The sequence below is a fragment of the Mycolicibacterium elephantis DSM 44368 genome (assembly GCF_004014805.1).
Lineage (GTDB): Bacteria > Actinomycetota > Actinomycetes > Mycobacteriales > Mycobacteriaceae > Mycobacterium > Mycobacterium elephantis.
On the sequence record NZ_ATDN01000067.1, the window covers coordinates 162,874 to 186,849 of the forward strand.

General features: G+C 68.6%; 20 protein-coding genes. 6 read left to right on the forward strand and 14 right to left on the reverse strand.

Features of this window, described 5'->3' with window-relative positions; all coding sequences use genetic code 11:
* Positions 1-28 precede the first annotated feature (28 nt).
* From MELE44368_RS24685 to MELE44368_RS24695, 3 genes are all read right to left on the reverse strand, one after another.
* A complete protein-coding gene (locus MELE44368_RS24685; protein WP_128110881.1) occupies positions 29-433 on the reverse strand; it encodes a hypothetical protein in 405 nt (134 codons plus the stop codon).
* Between the two features lie 100 nt (positions 434-533).
* A complete protein-coding gene (locus MELE44368_RS24690; protein WP_128110882.1) occupies positions 534-1,019 on the reverse strand; it encodes a DUF309 domain-containing protein in 486 nt (161 codons plus the stop codon).
* A complete protein-coding gene (locus MELE44368_RS24695; protein WP_128110883.1) occupies positions 1,019-1,879 on the reverse strand; it encodes an alpha/beta fold hydrolase in 861 nt (286 codons plus the stop codon). Before MELE44368_RS24695 ends, MELE44368_RS24690 begins: the two co-directional genes overlap by 1 nt.
* A 40-nt stretch (positions 1,880-1,919) precedes the next feature.
* On the opposite strand from MELE44368_RS24695, the gene MELE44368_RS24700 reads away from it, so the two are divergent.
* The gene (locus MELE44368_RS24700) at positions 1,920-3,791 is read left to right on the forward strand and encodes a propionyl-CoA synthetase (protein WP_128110884.1); all 1,872 of its coding nucleotides are present in this window, start codon (positions 1,920-1,922) and stop codon (positions 3,789-3,791) included.
* Positions 3,792-3,803: 12 nt separating this feature from the next.
* Here MELE44368_RS24700 and zwf read toward each other — a convergent pair whose 3' ends face one another.
* Together zwf and gnd are read right to left on the reverse strand one after the other, a co-directional pair.
* On the reverse strand, positions 3,804-5,189 hold the full coding sequence (zwf, locus tag MELE44368_RS24705; protein WP_128110885.1) for a glucose-6-phosphate dehydrogenase: 1,386 nt from the start codon (positions 5,187-5,189) through the stop codon (positions 3,804-3,806).
* 6 nt (positions 5,190-5,195) lie between these two features.
* A complete protein-coding gene (gnd, locus tag MELE44368_RS24710) occupies positions 5,196-6,206 on the reverse strand; it encodes a phosphogluconate dehydrogenase (NAD(+)-dependent, decarboxylating) (RefSeq protein WP_206613859.1) in 1,011 nt (336 codons plus the stop codon).
* 268 nt (positions 6,207-6,474) lie between these two features.
* Between gnd and MELE44368_RS24715 the strand changes: the two genes are divergently transcribed.
* Complete coding sequence (locus MELE44368_RS24715) at positions 6,475-7,653, forward strand: aromatic ring-hydroxylating oxygenase subunit alpha (protein WP_128110887.1); 1,179 nt, start codon at positions 6,475-6,477, stop codon at positions 7,651-7,653.
* A 297-nt stretch (positions 7,654-7,950) separates the two neighbouring features.
* Positions 7,951-8,376 carry a DUF4383 domain-containing protein gene (locus tag MELE44368_RS24720; protein ID WP_409366157.1) on the forward strand — a complete coding sequence of 142 codons (426 nt, stop codon included), beginning with the start codon at positions 7,951-7,953 and terminating at the stop codon, positions 8,374-8,376.
* A gap of 29 nt (positions 8,377-8,405) precedes the next feature.
* Here MELE44368_RS24720 and MELE44368_RS24725 read toward each other — a convergent pair whose 3' ends face one another.
* The 8 genes from MELE44368_RS24725 to MELE44368_RS27265 form a co-directional block, all read right to left on the reverse strand.
* Positions 8,406-9,356 carry a Ppx/GppA phosphatase family protein gene (locus MELE44368_RS24725; RefSeq protein WP_128110888.1) on the reverse strand — a complete coding sequence of 317 codons (951 nt, stop codon included), beginning with the start codon at positions 9,354-9,356 and terminating at the stop codon, positions 8,406-8,408.
* A complete protein-coding gene (locus MELE44368_RS24730; protein WP_128110889.1) occupies positions 9,353-9,844 on the reverse strand; it encodes a DUF501 domain-containing protein in 492 nt (163 codons plus the stop codon). Before MELE44368_RS24730 ends, MELE44368_RS24725 begins: the two co-directional genes overlap by 4 nt.
* Complete coding sequence (locus MELE44368_RS24735) at positions 9,837-10,511, reverse strand: FtsB family cell division protein (protein WP_128110890.1); 675 nt, start codon at positions 10,509-10,511, stop codon at positions 9,837-9,839. Before MELE44368_RS24735 ends, MELE44368_RS24730 begins: the two co-directional genes overlap by 8 nt.
* 3 nt (positions 10,512-10,514) lie before the next feature.
* A complete protein-coding gene (gene eno / locus MELE44368_RS24740) occupies positions 10,515-11,804 on the reverse strand; it encodes a phosphopyruvate hydratase (protein WP_128110891.1) in 1,290 nt (429 codons plus the stop codon).
* Between the two features lie 75 nt (positions 11,805-11,879).
* The gene (locus tag MELE44368_RS24745) at positions 11,880-12,611 is read right to left on the reverse strand and encodes a lytic transglycosylase domain-containing protein (protein ID WP_046751093.1); all 732 of its coding nucleotides are present in this window, start codon (positions 12,609-12,611) and stop codon (positions 11,880-11,882) included.
* Positions 12,612-12,739: 128 nt separating this feature from the next.
* Entirely contained in the window at positions 12,740-13,867 is a 1,128-nt protein-coding gene (locus tag MELE44368_RS24750; RefSeq protein WP_128110892.1) for a nucleoside triphosphate pyrophosphohydrolase, read from the reverse strand.
* Between the two features lie 152 nt (positions 13,868-14,019).
* Positions 14,020-14,352 (reverse strand): hypothetical protein, encoded by a 333-nt coding sequence (locus MELE44368_RS27260; protein ID WP_241566755.1) that lies wholly within the window; start codon positions 14,350-14,352, stop codon positions 14,020-14,022.
* A 26-nt stretch (positions 14,353-14,378) separates the two neighbouring features.
* On the reverse strand, positions 14,379-14,606 hold the full coding sequence (locus MELE44368_RS27265) for a hypothetical protein (protein ID WP_241566756.1): 228 nt from the start codon (positions 14,604-14,606) through the stop codon (positions 14,379-14,381).
* A 322-nt stretch (positions 14,607-14,928) separates the two neighbouring features.
* On the opposite strand from MELE44368_RS27265, the gene MELE44368_RS24760 reads away from it, so the two are divergent.
* From MELE44368_RS24760 to MELE44368_RS27390, 3 genes are all read left to right on the forward strand, one after another.
* The gene (locus tag MELE44368_RS24760) at positions 14,929-18,198 is read left to right on the forward strand and encodes a BTAD domain-containing putative transcriptional regulator (protein WP_128110893.1); all 3,270 of its coding nucleotides are present in this window, start codon (positions 14,929-14,931) and stop codon (positions 18,196-18,198) included.
* Positions 18,199-18,300: 102 nt separating this feature from the next.
* Positions 18,301-18,744 (forward strand): hypothetical protein, encoded by a 444-nt coding sequence (locus MELE44368_RS24765; RefSeq protein WP_128110894.1) that lies wholly within the window; start codon positions 18,301-18,303, stop codon positions 18,742-18,744.
* Positions 18,745-18,938: 194 nt separating this feature from the next.
* Positions 18,939-20,120, forward strand: a complete 1,182-nt coding sequence (locus MELE44368_RS27390; protein WP_206613855.1) for a PGRS repeat-containing protein — start codon at positions 18,939-18,941, stop codon at positions 20,118-20,120.
* Between the two features lie 67 nt (positions 20,121-20,187).
* Here the strand turns inward: MELE44368_RS27390 and mfd are convergent, their stop codons facing one another.
* Complete coding sequence (gene mfd / locus MELE44368_RS24775) at positions 20,188-23,859, reverse strand: transcription-repair coupling factor (protein WP_128110895.1); 3,672 nt, start codon at positions 23,857-23,859, stop codon at positions 20,188-20,190.
* Positions 23,860-23,976 lie beyond the last annotated feature (117 nt).

Genomic DNA, 23,976 nt, shown 5'->3' on the forward strand with positions numbered 1-23,976 from the left:
CCGCGCGGCAGCTGCGACGGACGCCGGCTCAGTCGTCATCGTCATCGTCCCAGTCGTCATCGTCATCGTCCCAGTCGTCATCGTCGTCGTCCCAGTCGTCGTCAGCGCTGACCGCCGGTGGCGGGGCGGGCACGTCGACGGGCGGCGGCGGGGGCGCGAGCTTGGATGCGTCGGGCGGCCGCGGCGGACGCACGGGCACGACGGGCGCGGCCGGCGCATCCGGTGTCGACGGCGCCGCATCCTGTGGCGAGCGCGGCGTTTGTGGCGACGACGGCTGCTCAGGTGCGCGGACGGTGATCGGGCCGAGCGGCTCATGGTCGGCGGCCGAGCGCGTCGTCGCGATCACCACGCCGCCCAACCCGGCTGCCAGCAGGGCCAACGCGGCCACCGCAATAATCAACGATCTGCGCATGCCGTCCACGATCGGGTGCACGAATGTCACCGCGGTGATAGCCAGATGAGAAGGTTCTCATCTGCCCGCGCGTCCAAACTGAGCTTATGGCCGCAATCTGCGCCGAATCCGGCGCACAAGCTCAGGTTCGGCGTCGGATCACCAATCGGGGCCGTAACCGCGCGGCTGCGATGTCCGCGTCGCTGTCCAGATCGTCGATCAGCGCGCGGGCGTGGGTGATCAGCCCGTCGACGTCGATGCCGTGCGGTGGGGGCTCGGGCCGCTGCGCCATGCGCTCAGCGGCGCGGGTCAGCACGGTCGCGGCGCCGACGGTGTTGCCGCGCTGAATGTGGGTGATGCCCACCGCGAGCTGCGCCAGCCCCTGCCACATGTCGCGTTCGTCGTCGGGCGCGTTCTTCCAGGCCGCCTCCAGCACCTCGTGCGCGTTGAATGCCAGTCCGTCGTCCAGCAGCTCCTGCGCGTACGCCAGCGAGTCCGACGGCGACAACTCGAGATCCTCGGGGATGCGGGGCACGCCCTCGCTGCCGTGCGGCAGCGGTCTGCCGAGCGCGTCACGGGGTCGGCTGCTGCGCGCCTTGCCCGACTCGTCGCGATCCCGCTCCGCCACTACCGCTGCGTCTCTTCGGCCAACGAGATCAACCGCGCGCGAACCAGATCGGGCCGCTCGTCGATGATGAAATGGCTGGCGTCGACGGTCTCCAGCGTGTAGTCGTCGGCCTTCGCGGTCTCCGGCGCGGCGAACGAGACGTGCACGGCACTGTCGTGCAGCCCGAACAGACAGCGGATCGGCACCGTCGCGCGAGGCGGCGCCGGTGCGCGCACGGCGGCGGGAAGTTCGCGAAGCAGAAACGTCCGGTAGGTGTCCCTGGCCGTGCGGGCCACCACCGGATCGCGGAACCGTTCGGTGTAGACGCGGGCAGTGTCCCGGTCCATCGCGGAGGCCGACGCGAACGCCCGGTCGAGAAGGCTCGTGCGCTGCTGCACCGGCACCCCGACCGTGGCCATCAGCACCTGGTACCAGAACCGCCACAGATGCGGCGCCACCGCCTGCGGCGGCAGCCACGGGTGCGCCATGTTCATGACGAGGTAGCCGTCGAAACGCTCCGGCGCCCTCAGCACCATCCGGTAGCCGACGAAGCCGCCCCAGTCGTGACCGACCAAAAGCACGCGCTCGAGCCCGAGCACGTCCATCAGCGCCAGCACGTCGCTGGCGACGTCGTCCTTGGCCCACCGGTGCGGCGGCGGTCCTGACCACCCGTAACCGGGCAGGTCGGGCGCGATGATCCGCATCCCCGGCGGCGGGTCGGCCAGCAGATCGCGGTACACCCAATGGTGTTGCGGCCACCCGTGCAGGGCCAGGACGGGACGTCCGTCGGGCGCGCCTGCCTCGGTGACGTGGAACCGCACGCCACGGGCGTCGACGAACGAGCGCCGCGCCCCGTCGATGGGCGGCGGTTGTGCAGGCATAACGCGACTATAAGGAGGGCCGTCGCGCTACCGTGCCGGTATGGGCGGATACCGAGACCTGCGCGACGCCAGCCTTCGCGATCCAGCGTCGTTTTGGGCGGAGGCCGCGCAGGCGGTGACGTGGACCCGCGAGCCACAACAGATCCTCGACGACTCGAGTCCGCCGTTCTACCGCTGGTTTCCAGATGGGGAACTGAACACGTGCGCCAACGCGCTGGACCGCCATGTCGCCGGCGGGCGCGCCGACCAACCGGCGCTGATCTACGACTCACCCGTCACCGGAGCCCAGCGCACCTACACCTACGGCGAACTCCTCTCGGCCACAGCGCGTTTCGCCGGTGCTTTGCGCCAGCTGGGCGTCGGCAAGGGTGACTGCGTCGTGATCTACATGCCGATGGTGCCCGAAGCCGTGATCGCCATGCTGGCGTGCGCGCGGCTGGGTGCGGTGCACTCGGTGGTGTTCGGCGGGTTCGCCGCACACGAACTGGCCTTACGCATCGACGACGCCCGTCCGACGGTGATCGTGTCGGCGTCGTGTGGCATCGAGCCGACCCGCACCGTCGACTACAAGCCGATGCTCGACGCGGCTCTGGAGATGGCCGAGCACCCGGCTCCGCCGTGCGCGATCCTGCAGCGTGAACACCAGCCGTGCCAACTGGTCGACGGTCGGGACCGGGACTGGGACGAGCTGATGTCGACGGCTCAACCCGTCGACCCGGTACCCGTGAAGTCCACCGATCCGCTGTATGTCCTCTACACCTCCGGCACGACCGGAAAACCGAAGGGCATCGTCCGCGACAACGGCGGGCACGCCGTCGCGCTGCTGTGGAGCATGCGCCACATCTACGACACCGAGCCCGGCGACGTCTATTGGGCCGCTTCGGATGTCGGCTGGGTGGTCGGGCACTCCTACATCGTCTACGGCCCGCTGCTGCTGGGCGCGACGACCGTGTTGTACGAAGGCAAACCCGTCGGCACCCCCGACGCCGGCGCGTTCTGGCGGGTGGCCGCCGAGCACGGGGTCAAGGCGATGTTCACCGCGCCGACGGCGATCCGCGCGATCAAGAAAGAGGATCCCGAGGGCCGACACCTCGGCAAGTACGACCTGTCGGCGCTGCGGTATCTCTTCCAGGCCGGCGAACGGCTCGACCCGGACACCTACCAGTGGGCGGCGGAGAAACTCGGCCTGCCGGTGGTCGATCACTGGTGGCAGACCGAGACCGGCTGGTCCATCGCGGCCAACCCGATGGGCATCGAGCCGATGCCGATCAAGCCCGGTTCGGCCACGGTGGCGATGCCCGGCTACGACGTGCGCATCCTGCGCACGGACGGCTCGGAGTGCGACGCCGGCGAGGAGGGCGCGATCTGCGTGCGGCTGCCGCTGCCGCCCGGCACCCTGCCCACGCTGTGGGGCGACGACGACCGTTACGTCGCGTCCTACCTGTCGGCGTTTCCCGGCTACTACCTCACCGGTGACGGCGGCTATTTCGACGAGGACGGCTACCTGTTCGTGATGGGCCGCACCGACGACGTGATCAACGTTGCGGGACATCGGTTGTCGACAGGTGCGATCGAGGCGGTCCTGGCGGATCATCCGTCGGTGGCGGAGTGCGCGGTCATCGGTGTGGCCGACGAGATCAAGGGTCAGGTTCCGCGCGGGTTCGTCGTGCTCAAAGCCGGAGCGTCCGCCGATGAGCTGGCCGACGAACTGGTCGCCGCGGTGCGGGAGAACATCGGCGCTGTCGCGTGTTTCAAGACCGTCGACGTCGTGCCCGCGCTGCCGAAGACCCGATCCGGCAAGATCCTGCGCAAAACGATGCGCGGCATCGCCGACGGCCGCTACGAGCCGGTGCCGTCCACCATCGAGGATCCCTCGGTGCTCGACGCGCTGAAATCGGTGCTGCGGCGCTGAAGTCCGGCGAGGTCACAACCAGGGTTCGCGCCAACCCGGATATCCGGCAACGAGGTTCGCGGCACCGGGCGGCCCCCACGATCCGCGCGGATACGGCTGCACGGCGGGCGGGGCGTCGAGCAGGGGTTGCACGATGCGCCAGGTCTCCTCGACGCCGTCCTGGCGGGCGAACTGGCTGGAGTCGCCGCGCATGGCGTCGCTGAGCAGCCGTTCGTAGGGTTCGGGCGCCTCCCCGAGTTCCTCGGCGAAGATCAGCGACAAGTCCACCGCGCGGGTGCGATTGGCGCCGGGCTCCTTGGCCTGCACGATCAGGTCGGCGCCGGGACGCGGATCGATGCGCAGCACCAGCTCGTTGGCGTCGTGGGTCGACGCGGTGAAGGGCAGTTTGGGCGGCCGTTTGAAGATGACCCGAATCTCGGTGGCGCGCACGGGTAAACCCTTACCGGCCCGCAGGAAGAACGGGACACCCGACCAGCGCCAGTTGTCGATCTCCAGGCGCAGCGCCGCGAACGTCTCGGTCTGCGAGTCCGGCTTGACCCCCTCGATCGAGGTGTAGCCGTCGTACTGCCCGCGCACATACTGCCCGGGGTCGATCTCCGGGATCGCGCGGAACACCTCCACCCGCTTGTCGCGTATCCCGTCGGCGCCTGCGACGCTGGGCGGCTCGGCGGCGAACAACCCGATCAGCTGCAACAGGTGGTTCTGCACGACATCGCGCAGCGCCCCGACGGGGTCGTAGAAGCCGCCCCGGTCCTCCACCCCGAAGTTCTCGGCCATGGTCAGCTGCACGCAGTGGATCCGGTCGCGATTCCACAGCGGCTCGAAGACCGAGTTGGCGAAGCGCAGGTACATGATGTCCATCGCCGGTTCCTTGCCCAGGAAGTGGTCGATGCGGAAGATCTGCCATTCCTCAAGCACGCCGCGCAGCCTTCTGTTGAGCTCGCGCGCCGACGCCAGATCGTGGCCGAACGGCTTTTCCACCACGACCCTGGCCCGGTCGGTGAGGTTGGCCTGAGCCAGGCTCTCCACGACGCGGCCGAACAGCGACGGCGGTATCTCCAGATAGAACACCGGCGTGTGCTTGCCCTCGATCGCCTGGGCCACGCGATCATAGGTCTTCGGGTCGGCGAAATCGCCGGACACCATCGACAGCCGTTGCGCGAACCGGTCGAACACCTGCCGGTCGATCGATTCCCCGCTGTCCTCGATCGCTTTGCGGGCATGGTCACGCAGTGTGGCCGCCGACCAGTCGTCGAGCGCGACGCCCACGATCGGGCAGTCCAGCAGGCCGCGGCGTTCCAGCCGGTACAGCGACCGAAAGGTCATCTTCCTGGCCAGATCGCCGGTGATGCCGAAGATCACCAGCACGTCGGCGGGCGCGGCCTGCGGAGTGGTCACGGCGTCCTACTTCTTCTCGGCGTGGCCGCCGAACTCACTGCGCATCGCCGACATCACCCTGTCGGTGAAGCCGCCGAGCTGGCGGGATTCGAACCGCTCGAACAGTGCCGTGGTGATGACCGATGCGGGCACACCTTCGTCCACCGCCGCCAGCACCGTCCAGCGCCCTTCGCCGGAATCCGATACCCGGCCGGTGAATTCGTCCAGTTCGGGTGACCGGGCCAGCGCGTCGGCGGTGAGGTCGACCAGCCACGACCCGATGACCGAACCGCGCCGCCACACCTCGGCCACCTCGGCGACGTCGATCGTGTACTGGTAGGCCCAGGGGTCGCGCAGCGGCGTGGTCTCGGCGTCGACGGTGCGGTCGACCGTGCCGGCGTTGGCGTGTTTGATGATGCTCAGCCCCTCGGCGATCGCGGCCATCATCCCGTACTCCACGCCGTTGTGCACCATCTTCACGAAATGCCCTGCCCCACTTGGCCCGCAGTGCAGATAGCCGTCGGGCGCCGTACCGTCGGTGCGGGTGCGGCTCGGGGTGGGTTCGGCAGAGCCCTGTCCCGGCGCGATGGTCTTGAAGATGGGGTCGAGACGCTGGACGACTTCGGTCTCACCGCCGATCATCAGGCAATAGCCCCGCTCCAGACCCCACACACCGCCGCTGGTGCCGCAGTCGACGTAGTGAATGTTGCGCTCCTGCAGCCTTTTTGCACGTGTGATGTCGTCACGGTAGTAGGAGTTCCCCCCGTCGATTACCGTGTCACCGGCATCAAGCAGGCCCGCGAGTTCATCCAGCGTCGAGTCCACCACCGCGGCGGGCAGCATCAGCCACACGGCGCGCGGCTTCTCGAGCTTGGCGACGAAGTCGCTCAGCGACCCTGCACCCGTGGCGCCCTCGTCGGTCAGGCTCCTGATCGCGTCGGTGCTGCGGTCGTAGACCACGCAGCGGTGCCCGTCGCGCATCAACCGGCGCACCAGGTTGGCACCCATCCGGCCGAGACCCACCATCCCCAATTGCATTGGCGTATCGGCTGCCATGTCACTCCTTCAGGGTCTTTGGCCCCCGGGACCCGCGATAGGAAACTCAGCTAACGACTATAGGCACCCGGGATGTGACACGGGGCGAATCGAGGCCAATTCGTCCAAAGCGTTGCCGAAAGAGCGACGGACCTCGTGGAAACCTCTGCAGTACAATGGATTACCTTTGACACACCGCGCACCGAACTGCTTTGGTGACGAATGTCGAATTCGGTGCCGAGCCGGGCGGGAAAGAGCATACTTTCCGGGTATGGGCACTCCGACCAAGGCGTTGGTTGCCGACGATGTGCAGATCGTCCGCCGCATCCTCGCGCACATCGACGCGGGCACCACCGACGAAGGTGAGGCGTGGCGAGAGCCGGTCGAGAATTATCTGGACCCAACCCGTTTCAGCGAAGAACTGGACATGCTGCGCACGTACCCGAGCGTGTACCTGCCCTCGGCGGCCATACCCAACCCCGGTGACCATGCCGAACGGGTGTCCTTCGGCGTTCCGCTGTTCACGGTGCGCGGACACGACGGCCGAGCGCGGGTCTTCCGTAACGCGTGTCGTCACCGCGCGATGGCCCTTGTGGAAGGCCCGGGTTGTTCGCACGCGTTGGTGTGCCGCTACCACGGCTGGACGTATCGGCTCGACGGGACGCTTTCTCACGTCCCGCACGCCGAGGCCTTCCCGGACCTCGACATGTCCGTGCGCGGTCTGGTCGAGGTCGACAGCCGAGAGGTCGACGGTCTGATCGTCATCGGCCCGCTTCGCCCACCCGCCACCGATACGGCACGACAGCGCGTGGAGGCGGCGATGGCGGCGTTGGCCGACGGCAGCCCGTGGCGGGACAAGCTGCTGCCTGCCACCCGGCTGGTGGTGTTGAGACCCACCGAACAGCCGATGAACTGGAAGGTGCTCGTCGAGCAGTTCCTGGAGGGCTACCACATCCGGACCACCCACAAAGACACGTTCTATCCGATCCAGTACGACGATCTGAACGTCGTCGAGGCGTTCGGCCCGAATACGCGAGTCACGTTCCCCTACCAGAACATTGAGCGGTTGCGTGATCGGCCCGAATCGGCGTGGAAGGTGGATCACCGGGTGACCTACGTGTATCACCTGTTCCCGAACGTCATGGTCGCGACGTTCCCCAACCAGCGGCTGGTGATCACCATCGATCCCATCGACGTCGAGCGCTCGACCGTCACCATCTACGCCACCACCACCCCCGAGATCGCCCAGAGAGTGTCGGCCGATCCCGCCGACACGGCAGGAGCCCGCGACCTGCTGAACGCGGGCGGGGTGGAGGACAACGAGATGTCGGAGGGAGTGCAGCGCGGCCTGCACGCCGGCGCGAACACCTTCGTCGAGTTCGGCACGCACGAGAGCGCCATCGGGCGGTTCCACGCGAACCTGGGCGAGCGTCTGGCCATGGCCCGCTGAACCGGCGGCCGAGCATCGACACTGTTGCGATATCGGCATATGTTGATTTGTGTCCGCCGCACCTTTCGGCGCGCGAACGATTTCGACAAAGGAGTTGATCTGCGATGCGTGCACCAGCCAACGACCGTTCCGGTTGTTCGTGTCACTGCCACAAGTGCGATCAGGGCCATCACTGCGGCAACGCCCCGAACTGCTACATCAGGAAGTAACCGCCTCGGCTGATTAACAGCCCCTCGCCAGGGGTATCTCTGTGATCTGCCGGCCCGTCAATAACCACTGGGCGCGGCGGGAGGCGAGATGATGGCGAGAACCCCCAAGTACATGGCTGTGCAGGCCGCAGCGATCTTCGTCGGCGGCGGCCTACTCGTGCTGGGCGTGTGCGGCTTCATCCCCGGCCTCACCACCGAATACGACCGGCTGGCATGGGCGGTCGGCCACAGCGGCGCCGAACTGTTCGGGCTGTTCGCGGTTTCGGCGCTGCACAACATCGTGCATCTGGTCACCGGGGCGCTCGGCTTCGTGATGGCCCACAGCTACGCTGCCGCACGGGCGTATCTTCTCGGCGGCGCGCTGGTGTATGGAGTCCTGTGGACCTACGAGTTGTTCGTCGATCGGGCGGTCAGCTGGCTGCACTTCGGGCTCGCCGTCATCATGGTGGTGCTCGGTCTGACGCTTGCCGGCCAGCGTGACCCGACGAAGCGACGCAGACGGGTTCGGGCCTGAACCGACCCTGATCGGTGCGGGCTCCGGGCTCAGGCGATCGACAGCGCGATGCCGTCGAGAATGTCGTGCTCGCTGACCACCAGCTCGTCGATGCCGGCGCGCCGGCCCAGCGCGGCGGCCAGTTCCTCGACGATGATCGCCCCACCGCCGATGACGTCGACGCGGCCCTCGTGCATCGGCCCCAGCGCAGCGCGTTGGGCGCGGGTCATCGCGATCACCTCGTCGCACACACCCAGCAGATCGCCGAACGCGACGCGTGACAGGTGGATGGCCGCCGAGTCGTAGGAGCTCATTCGTTGCGCCAGCGCCGACAACGTCGTCATCGTGCCGGCGACACCGACCCAGGTACGGGCACGCTCCGCAGGCACCACGTCGAGCGCTTCGCGCAAGCCGTCGCGTACCACCTCCCGCGCGGCGGCGATCTCGGCGGCGGTCGGCGGGTCGGTGTGCAGACAGCGCTCGGTCAGCCGCACGCACCCGATGTCCGCGGAGAAGCTGGCCGTCACACTGTCGCCGCCGAGCACCACTTCGGTAGAGCCGCCGCCCAGGTCGACGACGACGAAAGGCCCTGCGGCCGCATCCAGTTCGTCGACGGCGCCGCGGAATGACAGCTCGGCCTCCTCGGTGCCCGTGATCACTTCGGCGACGGTGCCGGCCACCACGGCGCCCAGCACATCGGCCGTCATCGCGAAGAACACCTCGCGGTTGGCAGCGTCGCGGGTGGCCGAGGTGGCCACCATCCGGATCCGGTCCACCTCATGGTCGGCCAGCAGCCGGGCGTAATCGCTCAGCGCGCGCTGGGCGCGGTCCAACGCCTCGGGTGCGAACTGTCCGGCGGCGTCCACACCTTGGCCGAGCCGGACGATGCGCATCTCGCGGTGCACGTCACGCAGCCGCGGCCGGTCCGTGTTCTCCTCGACATCGGCGATCAACAGCCGGATGGAGTTCGTGCCGCAGTCGATGGCGCCGACCCTGGTCATGTCCACTTCCCTGGTTCGAGGATGCCGTCCATTCCCGGATCGTCGGCCAACAGCGCCAGCGCCTCGTCGCCCAGCGGGTTTACACCGGGGCCTTTGGCAAGGGAGTGCGCGATCAGCACGTGCAGGCACTTGACGCGGTCGGGCATGCCGCCGCCGGAAAACGTTGTGCCCAAAGGCTCGATCGCATCGCGCTCGGCGAGGTAGGACTCGTGCGCCCGGCGGTAGGCGGCCGCCAACTCGGGGTCGTGTCGCAGCCGGTCGGTCATCTCCTTCATCAGGCCCGATGACTCCAGCCGGCTCGCCGCGGCGGTCAGCGCCGGGTGCGTCAAGTAGTACAGCGTCGGAAACGGTGTGCCGTCGCGCAGTCTCGGAGCCGTCTTGACCACCCCCGGTTCACCGTTGGGGCAGCGGTACGCGATCTCCAGGACGCCGCGGGGCTCGCGGCCCAGCTGCCGCGCGACGGCGTCGAGGTCGGACTGCTCAACCACCGGGAGCGGGTGGCACGGGGGCCGGTGGAGGTGGCGGCGGCGGTGACGGCAGCGGCGCGGGCGAAACCCCGTGCGGCTCATCGGCGATCGTGTTCCAAAGCGCCGTGTACCACGGCTGATCGGGATTGGCGGTCTCCGGTTCTGCCCCGGGAGCGCCCGGCGCCGCGAAGTTCTCGGGCAGCTGCACCTGGTACGGCGTCTCACCGGCCATCACGAACCCCAGCCGCTCGCGCGCCTGGGCCGCGATGAACACCGGGTCGGCGAGTTTGACCTTCTGCTGTTCGAGCTCGGCGATCTGCGCGCGCAGTTGGGCCTCGGTGGCCTTGAGTTGCCTCATCTCGGTGCGCTGGCTGAAGTAGGTGCGCACCGGGCCCGCGATCGTCAGCGTCAGAACGCAGACCACCGCGGCGAGGATCGCCGCACGCCGGGCCGCGGACCCGAACCGCTGCTCTGACTGCTGTTCGGCCGACTCCGCGATCGATTTGCGAATGGACTCGGTGGTGTCCTTGGCCGATTCGGGCGCCGACGGCGATTCGCCCGCGTCGACGGCGCGGGTCTCCCGGCGGGCAGTGGTGCGCGGACGACCCTTGCCGCCACCCTTGCCCGGCTTGCTCGGCCGGGAGGTGGGGGCCCGTCGCTTCGGATCGGGTCGTTTCGCCTCGGGCACGGCCTATTTCGTCTCCACGGTGAATCGTGGGAACGCCAGGTCGCCGGCGTAACGGGCGGCGTCACCGAGGGTCTCCTCGATGCGGAGCAGCTGGTTGTACTTGGCGACACGCTCGCTGCGGGCCGGGGCGCCGGTCTTGATCTGGCCGCTGCCGACCGCGACGGCGAGGTCGGCGATCGTGGTGTCCTCGGTCTCGCCGCTGCGGTGGCTCATCATCGTGCGATAGCCGCTGGAGTGCGCCAACGCCACCGCATCGAGTGTCTCGGTCAGCGTGCCGATCTGGTTGACCTTCACCAGAAGTGCGTTGGCGGCGCCCTTGTTGATGCCCTCCTCCAGCCGTTCGGGGTTGGTGACGAACAGATCATCGCCGACCAGCTGGATGCGGTCACCGATCGCGTTCGTCAGCGCGACCCAGCCGTCCCAGTCGTCCTCGGACAACGGGTCCTCGATCGACACCAGCGGATAGGAGTCGATCAGCCCGGAATAGAAATAGATCATGTTCTCGGCGGTGCGGGCCTCGTTCTCGAACGCGTAACCTTGCTCGGCGCTGAAGAATTCGGTGGCGGCGACGTCGAGCGCCAGCGCCACGTCGGAGCCCGGCGCGAAGCCGGCCGTCTCGATGGCGTTCAAGATCAGATCGAGTGCGGCCTTGGTGCCAGGCACGTCGGGGGCGAAACCGCCCTCGTCGCCGAGGCCGGTGGCCAGGCCCTGCTGCTTGAGCACCGACTTCAGCGCGTGGTACACCTCGGCGCCCCACCGCAACGCCTCCTTGAACGAGGGGGCGCCGATCGGCGCGACCATGAACTCCTGCACGTCGACGCCGGTGTCGGCGTGCGCGCCGCCGTTGAGGATGTTCATCATCGGCACCGGAAGGATGTGCGCGTTCGGCCCGCCGATGTAGCGGAACAGCGGCAGCGCGGCGGACTCGGCCGCGGCCTTGGACACCGCAAGCGACACCCCGAGGATCGCGTTGGCGCCCAGCCGGGACTTGTCGGGGGTGCCGTCGAGGTCCAGCAGGGCCTGGTCGATGAGCCGCTGGTCGTCGGCGCTCATGCCAATGACCGCGGGCGCGATCTCGTCGAGGACCGCCTCGACCGCCTTGTGCACGCCCTTTCCGCCGTAGCGGGCGCCGCCGTCGCGCAGCTCCACGGCCTCGTGCTCGCCTGTTGATGCGCCCGACGGCACCGCGGCGCGGGCGAAGGTGCCGTCCACCAGCGCCACCTCGACCTCGACCGTCGGGTTTCCCCGAGAGTCCAGAATCTCGCGGGCTCCGACCTGCTCGATGATGGGCACTCGCTTCTCCTTGATCGTGATGTGAACGATGGCGTTAGAGGTCGAGCCTAGAGCGTGCGTCCCTGCCCGGCGTGCTCAGAGGGGGTGTCCGTTCGCGTAGGCCGTCGCCCAGTCCCGCACCAGGCGGGCGTACTGGTCGGACTGGTTGTAGGCGCGCAGCGCGTTCATCCAGCCCCGCGGGGTGGCCAGGTCCTTTCCGCGCCAGCACAGGTAGCCGGCGGCCGACAGCGCGGCGTCGTCCATGTTGTCGGCGCTGATCTCGCCGTCGTTGTTGGCGTCGACGCCGTAGAGGCGCCACGTCTCGGGGATGAACTGCATCGGCCCCATCGCGCGGGCGAACGGCATGTCCCCGTCGTGGCTGACCGCCTCGTCGTCCATGATCTCGAGGTTGCCGCTGGTGCCGTCCAGCAGCACGCCGCGGATGGGTGGGCGGACGTCGCCGTTGTCCTCGATGGCCGCGCCGCGGTAGGTGCCGTGGTGGCTTTCCACCTGACCGATGCCCGCCAGCGTCGTCCAGGCCAGGTTGCAGTCCGGGTTCTCCACCTCGGCGACTCGCGCGGCGTAGGCGTAGGCCTCCAGCGCGGCGACGGGTATTCCGAGGGCGGGTGCGCGTTCGGCCGCCCACTCGCGCAGCTGGTCGGCGGGCCGGCCCTTGGCATACGTGTCGATCTTGGGCACGGGGTCACCCGGGGGCGGGGGAACGCCCTCAGGGATCGGCGTACCGAGCTGCCAGGAACAGCTCGAAGCCAAGAGCAGCGCTGCCGCACCTACCACGGCGACAGCCCGCAGCAAACGCACCGGCGACACCAAACTCCTCAACCAACGTCGGTCGCTTGCCATGTTCCCACGTATGCGCCGCTGTGCGCCCGAACGCCCCTCGCGAATTCGGCGCGATTACGCCCGCTCAGCGGGACGAAACGCGCCGAAGTCGCAGTTCAGCGCGCCTCCTCGGGCTCGGGGGCTTCTTCCGGCGACGATTCGGGAACCTCTTCGGGGGACGGTTCGGGGACTTCCTTCGGAGAGGGCTCGGGAACTTCTTCCGGGGACGATTCGGGGACCTCCTCCGGGCCGCTGTCGGACACGTCGGTCGCCGGCGGCGTCGACGCGGTCGCCTCGGATGGCCAGTGGGTGCGCCACTCCCGCTCGGTGATCTCGCCGAGCGGCGCGACGTCGAGTTCCTCCGGGACGTCGTCACCGCGGCGCTCGGCCGCGACCGCGTGTTCGACCCGGCGCACGGTGTCCATGAACTCCAGCACATGCGACCGCAGCGCGTTCTCGGCGTCGAAGCCCGCAGACACCGTCACCGATCTGATGGCGTCGGGAATCAGGTCGGCGGGGAGGTTCGCGGCGGTCGCACGCTCAATGACCTTCTGCGCCAACGCTAATGCGGGCTGCCCGGTCGGCACGTCGTCCATGCAGGAGAAGGCGCGCTTGGCCCTCTTCTCCAAGGCCTTGCGTTCCTCCCACTGGGCCAGCTGGTCGTCGAGTGAAATCGCTTCGCCCGCAAGCACCGCGGGCACCCGGTTGCCGAGCTTGCGCACCAACGAGTCGGCGACGTCGTCGATGGTGAACGAATTCTGCGGGGCGTCCTCCGCGATGCGAGCGTGAAAAAGCACCTGCAGCAACACATCTCCGAGTTCTTCGCGGAGTTCGTCGGCGTTGCCGCTGCGCACCGCGTCGAACAGCTCGTAGGTTTCCTCCAACAGGTAGCGCCGCAGGGAGTCGTGTGTCTGTTCGCTCTCCCACGGCCCGGAGGTGCGCAGCTTGTCCATCATCGCGACCGCGTCCAGCAGCCGCTCCCCGCGGGCGGCCTCGGGAGCGGCGATCAGCCTCTCCCCCGCGGCCAGGCGCGCTTTGACGGCGGGATGGTCGGGATCTGAGGACAGCAGCACCGGGGCGGGCTCGTCGTCCGGCTCGTCGGAGAACCACGGCCGCGCCGACGGCAGCGACCACGGCACCTTCACCGGTATCTCTTCGGTGTACTGGACGTCGCCGCTGAGCAGCTCGATCGCATCGACCGGGACGAGGGCGGGCCGGCGGGGGTCGACCAACACGACGGTCATGGGCTAGACCCCCTCACGTGTTTCGATGAGACCGCTGTTCTCGGTTATACCAACACTTCGCCGGGCCTCGGCGGGGGTGGCGAGAACCCACACGCCTCGACCCGAAAGCGGATGGCCGCCCTGCCCGAAGGCAAGGCGGCCATCGCTCTAACTCAGGACTCCGGCGGGAACGGGCCGTCCGGAATCTCCCAGTGACCCGGCGCCTCGTCGAAGAACGGGTTGACGATCCCGTCCACCGTCGGCAGCTTCTTCAGCTGGCCAGGCGGGATTCCGAAGAACGGGTTCGGGACCCCGTTGATGACCGGCGAGTTCTTCAGCTGACCGGGCGCGATGTGCCCGGGCGGCAGCCGGAAGTGGTCAACTACCTCCGGAAACCAGACGTCCGGGAGATTGACGCCCGGCACGTTGACGTCCGGCACGTTCACGCCGGGCAGGTTCACGTCCGGAACGTTCACGCTGGGCACGTTGACGTCCGGAACGTTCACGCTCGGCACGTTCACATCCGGAACGTTCACGCTCGGCAACGTTCACATCCGGAACGTTCACCACCCGGCACGTTCACATCGGGAACATGCACACCGGGCACATGCACATCAGGAACATGCACACCGGGCACCGGAATCGGAGGCGGCGGCGGCACGAACGGATCGGCCTGTGCCACAGCTGTCCCAAGTCCGAGCCCGCCGAGGCCCAGCGCACCGGCCATCGTGGTGGTTACCGCGAGTTTCTTGAAGTCCATTTTCACTCCTTCGCCTTGCGTCACTGCGACACCAATCGGTGGCGTCACGGTGACTTCGGGTTTAGGAAATTGCTTAACCGCCCTTATGGACGATCTCGCCGCCTGCGATCTAGACGACAAACGCAATACCTTGACCGCCCGTCCGTACGTCGAATCGTGAATCCGATGCGTTATCAACGCCGACGCGATCGCGGGGGTGGGTCATATCACTGTCGCGATGACCTGCCGCTAAACCGAAAGTTTCGAATTCACAATCACATCGACGCCCGGACTCGCGCCCTATTTCGTCCCGCCGAGCCCCGGTCGCGGATACGCTGACCTGGTGAAACCGCGGCGCGCCGGTGCCGTAGCCGGGCAGCCCTTCTTCGGCATCCTCGGTCCCCTCACCGCGGGCGTCGACGGTGGACAGCTGCTCGACATCGGCAGCAGGAAGCAGCGCGAACTGCTGGCCGTGCTGCTGCTTCACCTGAACGCACTCGTTCCGGCCGGCCGGATCGCGGACGCGATATGGCACGGCGAACCACCGGCAAGTGCCGATGTCACCCTGCGCACCCATGTCTCACACCTGCGTTCGCGACTGGCGAGCGTCGGGGCGCAGGATGTGCTGGTCACCCGGTCGGCGGGCTACGGTCTGTTCGTCGATCCCGACCACGTCGACGCGGCGCGTTTCGAGCACCTGCTCGGAGCCGGCCGAGAGGCGTTGGAGCGAGGTGAAACCGAGCGCGCCCAAACGCTGCTCACCGATGCGTTGGAGTTGTGGCGCGGACCGGTGCTCGACGACCTGGCCGAAGCGGAATTCGTCAAGACTGAAGCGGCCCGCCTCGAGGAACTTCGCCTGGTCGCACTCGAACAACGCATCGACGCCGCACTCGCGCTGGGCAGGCATCACGCTGTGGTCGCCGATCTCGAACGCCTGGTGGTCGCCAATCCGTACCGGGAACAGCTGCACTGCCGGCTCATGCTCGCGCTCTACCGGTCGGGCCGACAAGCCGACGCACTACGGGTGAGTGCATCGGTGCGCGCTCGGCTGATCGACGAGCTCGGCGTCGACCCCGGCCCCGCGCTGCGCGACCTCGAAACCGCCATCCTGCGCCACGACCAGTCGTTGCTTCTTCCCGCGCCCGCACCGCGACCTGTCACCGCACCGCCTGCCGCGACGACCAAGTACCGGCCCCCGGCATCGCCTCGCCGGCTGGTCGAGCGCGCTCGGCTGACCGACACGCTGCGCGGGGGCGGCGGCCGGAGGCTGACGGTGATCCGCGGGCCTGCGGGATTCGGGAAGACGACGCTCGCCGCGCAGTGGCGCGAAATGCTCGTGGCCGACGGCGTCACCGTCGCCTGGCTGACCACCGACGACGACGACAACGACGTCGTCTGGTTTCTCACACACCTGATCGACGCGGTCCGCACGGTAAAGCCAGATGTCGGCGCCGAACTGCGCGCAACACTCGAAGAGCATGGCGCTGCGGCGACGCGCTTCGTGCTGGCGACGCTGATCAACGACATCGACCGGGGTGCTAACCGCTTCTGCGTGATCATCGACGATTGGCACCGGATCACCGATGCTCCGACCATCGAGGCGATGGCCTATCTGATCGACAATTGTCCCTCCCACCTTCAGCTGGTGGTGGCGACCCGAACGGGGGACGGCCTACCGCTGAGTCGAGTGCGGGTGTGTGACCAGCTGGTCGAGATCGACAGTGCTGCTTTGCGTTTCGATAACCATGAGGCGCGCACCTTTCTGGTGGACGTGCACGGGCTCGCTCTCGACGATTCGGATGTGGCGGCCCTCGAACGAACGACCGACGGGTGGGCGGCCGGCCTGCAGTTGGCGTCGCTGTCGCTGCGCGATTGCGACGACCCTGCCGAGCTCATCAGCCGGATGTCAGGTCGTCACCACGCGATAGCTCAGTACCTGGCAGAGAACGTGCTGGATTCACTCGACCCGGAGACGCTCGATTTCCTGCTGGCCACCTCGGTCACGGAACGCATCTGCGGCGGGTTGGCGTCGGCGCTGGCGGGTGTCGAGCACGGCCAGGCGCTTCTCGAGCAGGTGGAGAACCGAGACCTGTTCCTGCGCCGGCTCGATGACGAGCGCGAGTGGTTTCGCTACCACCACCTGTTCGCCGACTTTCTGCGCCGTCGGCTGATGCGTGACCATCCCGACCGCATCGCCGGCCTGCATGCCGCCGCCTCGCGGTGGTTCGCCGAACACAACATGCTGCACGAGGCGATCAACCATGCGATGGCGGCAGGCGACGAAGACCGCGCCATCGAGCTGTTGGAGCTGCACGGCATCGACCTCTTTCAGCACGCGCAACTGTCCACGCTGCGTGCTCTGGTGTCGAAGCTGCCGTCGCGCATCGTGACCCTCAGCCCCAGGATTCAACTCGCCATGGCGTGCGGGCACATGTTGTTGCAGCAGCGCGCTGCCGCGCATGCGGCGCTGGATGCCTTCGAGTCGGCAGCGGCGAAGCGGGCACAGTCGGCGGCGGAGCGCCACGGTATGCGGTTGGAAGCCAATGTCTTTCGCGCCATGGTGGAGACGTGGACGGACCACCTCGCGGGTGTCGACGAGATGTTGGAGGAGTGCCTGGCCAGGCCGGACGCCGTCCCGCCGGTTCTGGTGGGCATGGCGGCCAACGTCGCGACCTTCCTTGACCTTTGCCGATTCGACTTCAAGGCCGCGCGAGTGCGACAGGAGTGGGCCTACCCCTACCACGACAGCCCCTTCAACCTGATCTGTGGACATTCCCTGGCTGGCCGTGCAGCCCACGAGGAACTCGATGTCGTCGAAGCCGAACGTCGCTGCCGTGAAGCCTTAAGCGTGGCACAACAATTCGGGGCCAGCCAGTCGCACGCCGCCGCCCTTGCTCAGGCCCTGCTGGCTGAGTTGTTGTACGAACGCGGTGATCTCGACGGCGCCGAACGGCTCCTCGACGAGTGCACCGTCCTGGGGTCGCAAGGCGGCGAGGCCGCGACCATCATCGCGCGCCATGTGATCGGCGCGCGCATCAAGTCACTGCGCGGTGACCGGCGGGGCGCCGCGGCGTGCCTGGACGACGGCGCTCGCATCGCGGCGACGATCAGGCTTCCCCGGTTGCGAGCTCACGTGGAGAACGAACGTGTTCGGCTGAATCTTGCCGGCGAGGATTGGCGGAGCGGCGCATGGCGAGCCGAGCCGCTCCCGGACGGTGGGCTGGGTGAGATCACCGCACAAATGCGTGACGAGGCCGAAATCCGAGCGCAGCTCACGGGGCAACCCGGCCGCGCCTGCGACCGCGCGCAAGCCTGGGTGGAACGAGTTGCCGAACAACGTCGTCCGCGCGCGCTGCTACAGGCGAATCGGCTGCTCGTGGCCGCGCTGACCGCGGCAGGCCGAACCGACGAGGCCAAGCACCTGCTGACCGTGATCACCGCACAATGTGCCGAGCGCGGGATGGTCCGCTATCTCCTCGACGGCGGTGACTCCGTGATCGCGTTACTGACCGCGTTGCGCGACGACATGCGCAGCGGTCGTTGGCAGCCTGCGTGGGCGCCCGTGCCGAGTGCCTTCCTCGACGCGGTGGTAGCCGCCACGCAGGGCACCTGAACGCACGCATCAGTTCCGCCTCAACGGATCCTCAACGCCCGTTCGGGATCGTCGATGCCGGGTCGGACAGAGGCGCGAGCCATCACTTCAGGAGAAGAGAACATGAAGCACCATCACGTGCGCAATCGGCGCATATACCAGTGGGCCTACGCGGTCGGCGCAGTCGCGATCGCGTCGGCGGTCGGTGTGTTCGTCCAGCCCGCGACCGCAGTGGCTGAATGGGATATCGGCGCTTACGACAGCTGCTTGAAGAAGGCGGACGCAAGAAACAAGTCCGGTCAAACCGAATCCCTTGAGTGGTATGAGGAGACCGTTCAATGCTGCCAGTCTTCGGGTGGGGAACACACCGGGGGAAAGTGCACCGCACCGCCGGCGACGGCTCAACAGTGGCCGCAAGGACCTTTGGGGCAGCTGCCCGGTACGGGCCCGGCCGCCCAAGTGCCGAATGCGCCGCAATCGCCTCTGGGACAGGTGCCCGGCGCGGGCCAGGCCACCCAGACGCCGACCACGCCGCCGCCCCGGATGGGCACCCTCAACCTGCCCTGACCGCGGTTGGATCGGCCGGATCCCGCCACCGGGGTCCGGCCGATTTCGTCACACCCCGTGCGTTGGGGCCGCCGCGCAGGGCCTGAACACGCGTCGTACCGCGCTCAATTCCGTCTCAACGAATCCTCAACGCCCGTTCGGGATCGTCGATCCGACAGGGCCGAAAGCCATGACATCAGGAGAAGAAGATGAACATGCATCACCATCGCGTGCGCGATCAGCGCAGGTACCAGTGGGAACGGAGATACCCGGCCCACGGCGCGAGGTTCGTCGGCCGGGTTGGGGCACTGGCCACCGTCCTCGGCGTCGGGCTGGCCATCACCCCGGCCGCGGCCGCGCCGCAGGACGCGCCCGCGCCACCGGCTGCCCGAGTCCCGGCGGCCACCACCACCACGGTGCCGACGTCGCCGTCGGCGCGACTTCTCACCGACGGTGTCTCGACCGTGCCCACCCTGCGGTTGCCGGCGCAAGAACCAATCACGACCACCCCGGCCGCCGCGCCGGCGCCGGCAGCCGCGTTCGTCGGGGACGGCGCCACCCAAACACCTTCTCGCGCTTCGGTGCTCGAGGGCCGTGACGGCCTGCTGTTCGCACCAACCACCAGGGGCCGATCCGAATCCCCGGGGTCCGGGGGTTCGGCCACGACGGCTTATAGCGAGGTGTCGATCGACGCGGCGGTCGTTCTGGCCGCGCTGTCCACACCCGACGGCGCGTTCCTCGGGTTGATCGGTCCCGGTGGCCTGCTGATCGGCAACGGCCTCGACGGCGCGCCGGGCCAAGACGGCGGCAACGGCGGGCTGCTGTTCGGCAACGGCGGCAAGGGCGGCGACGGCGCGGCGGGCCAGGTCGGCGGCAACGGCGGCAACGCCGGACTCTTCGGCAACGGCGGCGCCGGCGGCAACGGCGCCGAAGGAAAGGCCGGTGGCCACGGCGGCAACGGCGGGGCCGTGATGGGCGACGGCGGGGCCGGTGGGATCGGCGGCACATTGATCAGTGCCGGGGGTGGAAACGGCGGCAACGGCGGCAACGGCGGCAACGCCGGACTACTCGGCGACGGCGGGCGGGGCGGTGCTGCCGGCGGCGCTGCTACCAGCTCCGACGCCCGCGTGGATGGCGGTGTCGGCGGCAACGGCGGCAACGGCGGCCTGCTGGCCGGCAACGGTGGCGCCGGTGGCAACGGCGGCGCCGCGGCCGGCGGCGGCTTCGTGGTCGCAGGCAATGCCGGTAACGGGGGCAGCGCCGGGCTCAACGGCAACGGCGGCAACGGCGGCGACGGCGGCTCCCTCGGTGCCGGTGGGAAGGGCGGCACCGGCGGCACCGGGACCGGTGCGAGCAGCCGCAACGGCACCAACGGATCGGACGGCGCCAACGGCTGAGCCTTCGCCGGTGGTCCAGACCGCGGTTGGATCGGCCGGATCCCGACTCCGGGCTCCGGCCGATCGGTCACACCGGCTCCGGGATCGACGTCAGATCGACGCTTCCTTGCGGCTTTCCGTCCAGGGCGAGCAGCAGGTCGGCGACGAACTGCACCAGTTCAAGATCACGGATGCGGGGCGCGCCGACACCCTCACCGGCGCGCGGGATCGGGACCTGCACCGTCGACGTCGTCGCGCGGTAGCGTGCGCTGGGCTGTATCCGCTTGAGCCGCAGCTGCTGTGAGTCCAGCAGCTGCAACGGCGCCAGGCGCAGCGTGGTCTCCGACACCGAACTGACCTCAGTGATCCCGTAGTGCCGGAGCAGCAACCGCAACCGCGCGATCGCGACCAACCGCTGCGCGGGCGCGGGTAGCGGCCCGTACCGGTCGACCAGCTCCTCGACCACCGCGTCGACGGCGTCGTCGTCGCCGGCCGCCGCGAGCCGCCGGTAACCCTCCAGACGCAGCCGGTCGCTGCCGATGTAGTCCGGCGGCAGATGCGCGTCGACCGGAAGATCGATGCGCACGTCTTTCGGTTCCGCCTGCGTCGCAACGGTTTTCCCGTCCGCCGCCGCTCGGTACGCCTCGACCGCCTCGCCAACCAGCCGCACGTACAGGTCGAAACCGACACCCGCGACGTGACCCGACTGCTCCACGCCCAGAACGTTTCCGGCGCCGCGGATCTCCAGATCCTTCATCGCCACGGCCATGCCTGCGCCCAACTCGTTGTTCTGCGCGATGGTGGCCAGCCGGTCGTAGGCGGTCTCGGTGAGCGGAACCTCCGGCGGATAAAGGAAATACGCGTAGCCCCGCTCACGGCTGCGACCCACCCGGCCCCTGAGCTGATGCAGCTGCGACAGCCCGAACGTGTCGGCGCGCTCGACGATCAGCGTGTTGGCGTTCGAGATGTCCAGGCCGGTCTCGACGATCGTCGTACACACCAGGATGTCGTAGTCGCGGTTCCAGAAGCCCTCGACGGTGCGTTCGAGAAGTTCCTCGGGCATCTGGCCGTGGGCGACGACGACGCGCGCCTCGGGGACCAGCTCCCGCACCCGCGCCGCGGCCTTGTCGATGGTGCGCACCCGGTTGTGGATGTAGAACGCCTGCCCGTCGCGCAGCAGCTCACGCCGCAGCGCCGCGGCGATCTGCTTGTCGTCGTGCGGACCGACGTAGGTCAGCACCGGGTAGCGCTCCTCGGGCGGGGTGAGGATCGTCGACATCTCCCGGATCCCGGCCAGGCTCATCTCCAGCGTGCGGGGAATCGGGGTGGCGCTCATCGTCAACACGTCGACGTGCGCGCGCATCGACTTGATGTGTTCTTTGTGCTCGACGCCGAACCGCTGCTCCTCGTCGACCACGACCAGCCCCAGGTTCTTCCACGTCACGCCGGTCTGCAGCAGCCGGTGCGTGCCGATCACGATGTCGACGCTGCCGTCCTTCATGCCGTCGAGCACCGCTTTCGATTCGGCCGGTGACGTGAACCGCGACAGGCCTTTGACGGTGACCGGGAATCCGGCCATCCGTTCGGTGAACGTCTGCAGGTGCTGGTCGGCCAGCAGCGTCGTGGGCACCAGCACCGCCACCTGCTTGCCGTCCTGGACGGCCTTGAACGCCGCGCGCACCGCGATCTCGGTTTTGCCGTAGCCGACGTCGCCGCAGATCACCCGGTCCATCGGGATCGGCTTTTCCATGTCGGCCTTGACCTCGGTGATCGCGGTCAGCTGGTCGACGGTCTCGGTGAACCCGAACGCGTCCTCCATCTCGGCCTGCCACGGGGTGTCGGGGCCGAACGCATGGCCCGCGGAGGCCTGCCGCTTCGCGTACAGCGCCACGAGTTCCTGGGCGATCTCGGCGACGGCTCGGCGGGCCTTGGTCTTGGTGTTGGCCCAGTCGCTGCCGCCCAGCCGGCTCAGTGTCGGGGCCTCGCCGCCGACGTAGCGCGACAGCTGGTCCAGCGAGTCCATCGGCACGTAGAGCTTGTCGGTGCCGTCTTTTCCGGCACCCCGGCGCCCTGACGCGTACTCCAGCACCAGGTACTCGCGACGGGCCCCGCCGACGACGCGTTCGGTCATCTCGAGGAACCGGCCGATGCCGTGCTGGTCGTGCACCACGAGGTCGCCGGCGGTCAATGCCAGCGGGTCCACCACGTTGCGGCGCTTGGCGGCCAGTCGCTTGCCCTCGGTGGCCGCGACCCGGCTGCCGGTCAGGTCGGCCTCGGTGATCACCACCAGGTTCGCGCCCGGCACCACCACCCCGTCGTGCAGCGGGCCCTTCAGCACCCCGACGACACCTTGCTTGGGGGTGGCGCCGGCTTCCAAAAGCGTTGCGGGCGTGTCGGCTTCGCCGAGCTGCTCGACGACGCGGTGCGCGGTGCCGGCGCCCGGGGTGACGACGACCGCGTATCCCCCGGTCGCCACGTGCGCGCGCAGCATCGCGAAGATCTCGCTGATCGTGCCTTGGGAGCCCCGCGCCGACGGGGCGGGCCGGATGTCGACTTCGAGCGCGGCCTCATCGGACAGCTGGCTCAGCGTCCACCACGGGTGACCGCCCTCGATGGCGGCGGTGCGTGCGTCGTCGAGCTCGACGAAACCCGATGCGCCCAGCGCCTCCAGATCGATCGGCGCCCCACCACCGATCGCCGCCGTCGACCACGACGCCTCGAGGAACTCGCGGCCGGTCTTGATCAGGTCGGCGGCACGGGTGCGGACCTTCTCGGGATCGCAGATCAGCAGCGGTGTGCCCGGCGGCAGGTGCGCGGGCAGCGTGACGAGATCGGTCTTGCGCAGCAACGGCAGCAGCGCCTCCATGCCGTCGACCGGAATGCCGTCGGCCAGCTTGGCCAGCATGTCGGGAACGCTGCCCGCCAGGTGGTTGTCCTGGACGGGATGCTGGGCGGACAGCGCGGCGGCGCGGTCGCGGACGTCGTCGGTGAGCAGCAGTTCGCGGCACGGCACCGCGACCACGGTGTCGATGCTGATCTCGGGGATCGAGCGCTGGTCGGCGACCGCGAACATCCGCATCTCGGAGACCTCGTCACCCCAGAACTCGATGCGCACCGGGTGCTCGGCGGTGGGCGGAAAGACGTCGAGAATGCCGCCGCGCACCGCGAACTCGCCGCGTTTGCCGACCATGTCCACCCGCTCGTAGGCCAGCGCGACGAGGCGTTCGACGACTTGGTCGAATGTCGCCGCCGGGGCGGCTCCGGCCTCGAACCGGGGCTCTTCCCCGACGGTCAGCGTCACCGGTTCGACGTCGGCGAGGTCGGGCGCCATCGGCTGCAGCAGCGACCGCGCCGTGGTGACCACGACCCGCAGCGGCGGGCCGAGGCGGGCGTCGTCGGGGTGCGTGAGCCGTCGCAGCAGCATCATCCGCGCCCCGACGGTGTCGACACCCGGGGACAGCCGCTCGTGCGGCAGCGTCTCCCAGGACGGGAACATCGCGACCTGGTCGCCATAGACGCCGCGCAGCTCGGCGGTTAGGTCGTCGGCCTCGCGGCCGGTCGCGGTGACCACGACCAGCGGGCCGGCCTGCGCCAGCGCGCACGCGACGAACAGCCGGGCGCTGGCCGGCCCGACGAGGTGGAGATCGGTGGGTTCATCGGCGGCGCGGCGGGCGACTTCCTTCAGCGACGGGTCGCGTAGCGCCAGCTCGACGAGCCCCGCGATCGGGGTTTGGACATGGGTGTTCCCCGATACGGTCATGATCCATCCATCGTATGCACGCGCGATCAAGCTCGCCCAAAGGGACGTTTGGGCGGGAAAGTGCGAGGCGGATTCATACGGTCAGGGAAACATTTCCTGACCGTGGAGGTTTGCTGT

Coding starts and splice junctions, on each gene's coding strand:
- MELE44368_RS24695 (WP_128110883.1), bottom strand. CDS start 1,879: ATGCCTGCACAACCGCCGCCCATCGACGGGGCGCGGCGCTCGTTCGTC.
- MELE44368_RS24700 (WP_128110884.1), top strand. CDS start 1,920: ATGGGCGGATACCGAGACCTGCGCGACGCCAGCCTTCGCGATCCAGCG.
- gnd (WP_206613859.1), bottom strand. CDS start 6,206: ATGCAATTGGGGATGGTGGGTCTCGGCCGGATGGGTGCCAACCTGGTG.
- MELE44368_RS24715 (WP_128110887.1), top strand. CDS start 6,475: ATGGGCACTCCGACCAAGGCGTTGGTTGCCGACGATGTGCAGATCGTC.
- MELE44368_RS24720 (WP_409366157.1), top strand. CDS start 7,951: ATGATGGCGAGAACCCCCAAGTACATGGCTGTGCAGGCCGCAGCGATC.
- MELE44368_RS24725 (WP_128110888.1), bottom strand. CDS start 9,356: ATGACCAGGGTCGGCGCCATCGACTGCGGCACGAACTCCATCCGGCTG.
- MELE44368_RS24750 (WP_128110892.1), bottom strand. CDS start 13,867: ATGACCGTCGTGTTGGTCGACCCCCGCCGGCCCGCCCTCGTCCCGGTC.
- MELE44368_RS27265 (WP_241566756.1), bottom strand. CDS start 14,606: ATGGACTTCAAGAAACTCGCGGTAACCACCACGATGGCCGGTGCGCTG.
- MELE44368_RS24765 (WP_128110894.1), top strand. CDS start 18,301: ATGAAGCACCATCACGTGCGCAATCGGCGCATATACCAGTGGGCCTAC.
- MELE44368_RS27390 (WP_206613855.1), top strand. CDS start 18,939: ATGCATCACCATCGCGTGCGCGATCAGCGCAGGTACCAGTGGGAACGG.
- mfd (WP_128110895.1), bottom strand. CDS start 23,859: ATGACCGTATCGGGGAACACCCATGTCCAAACCCCGATCGCGGGGCTC.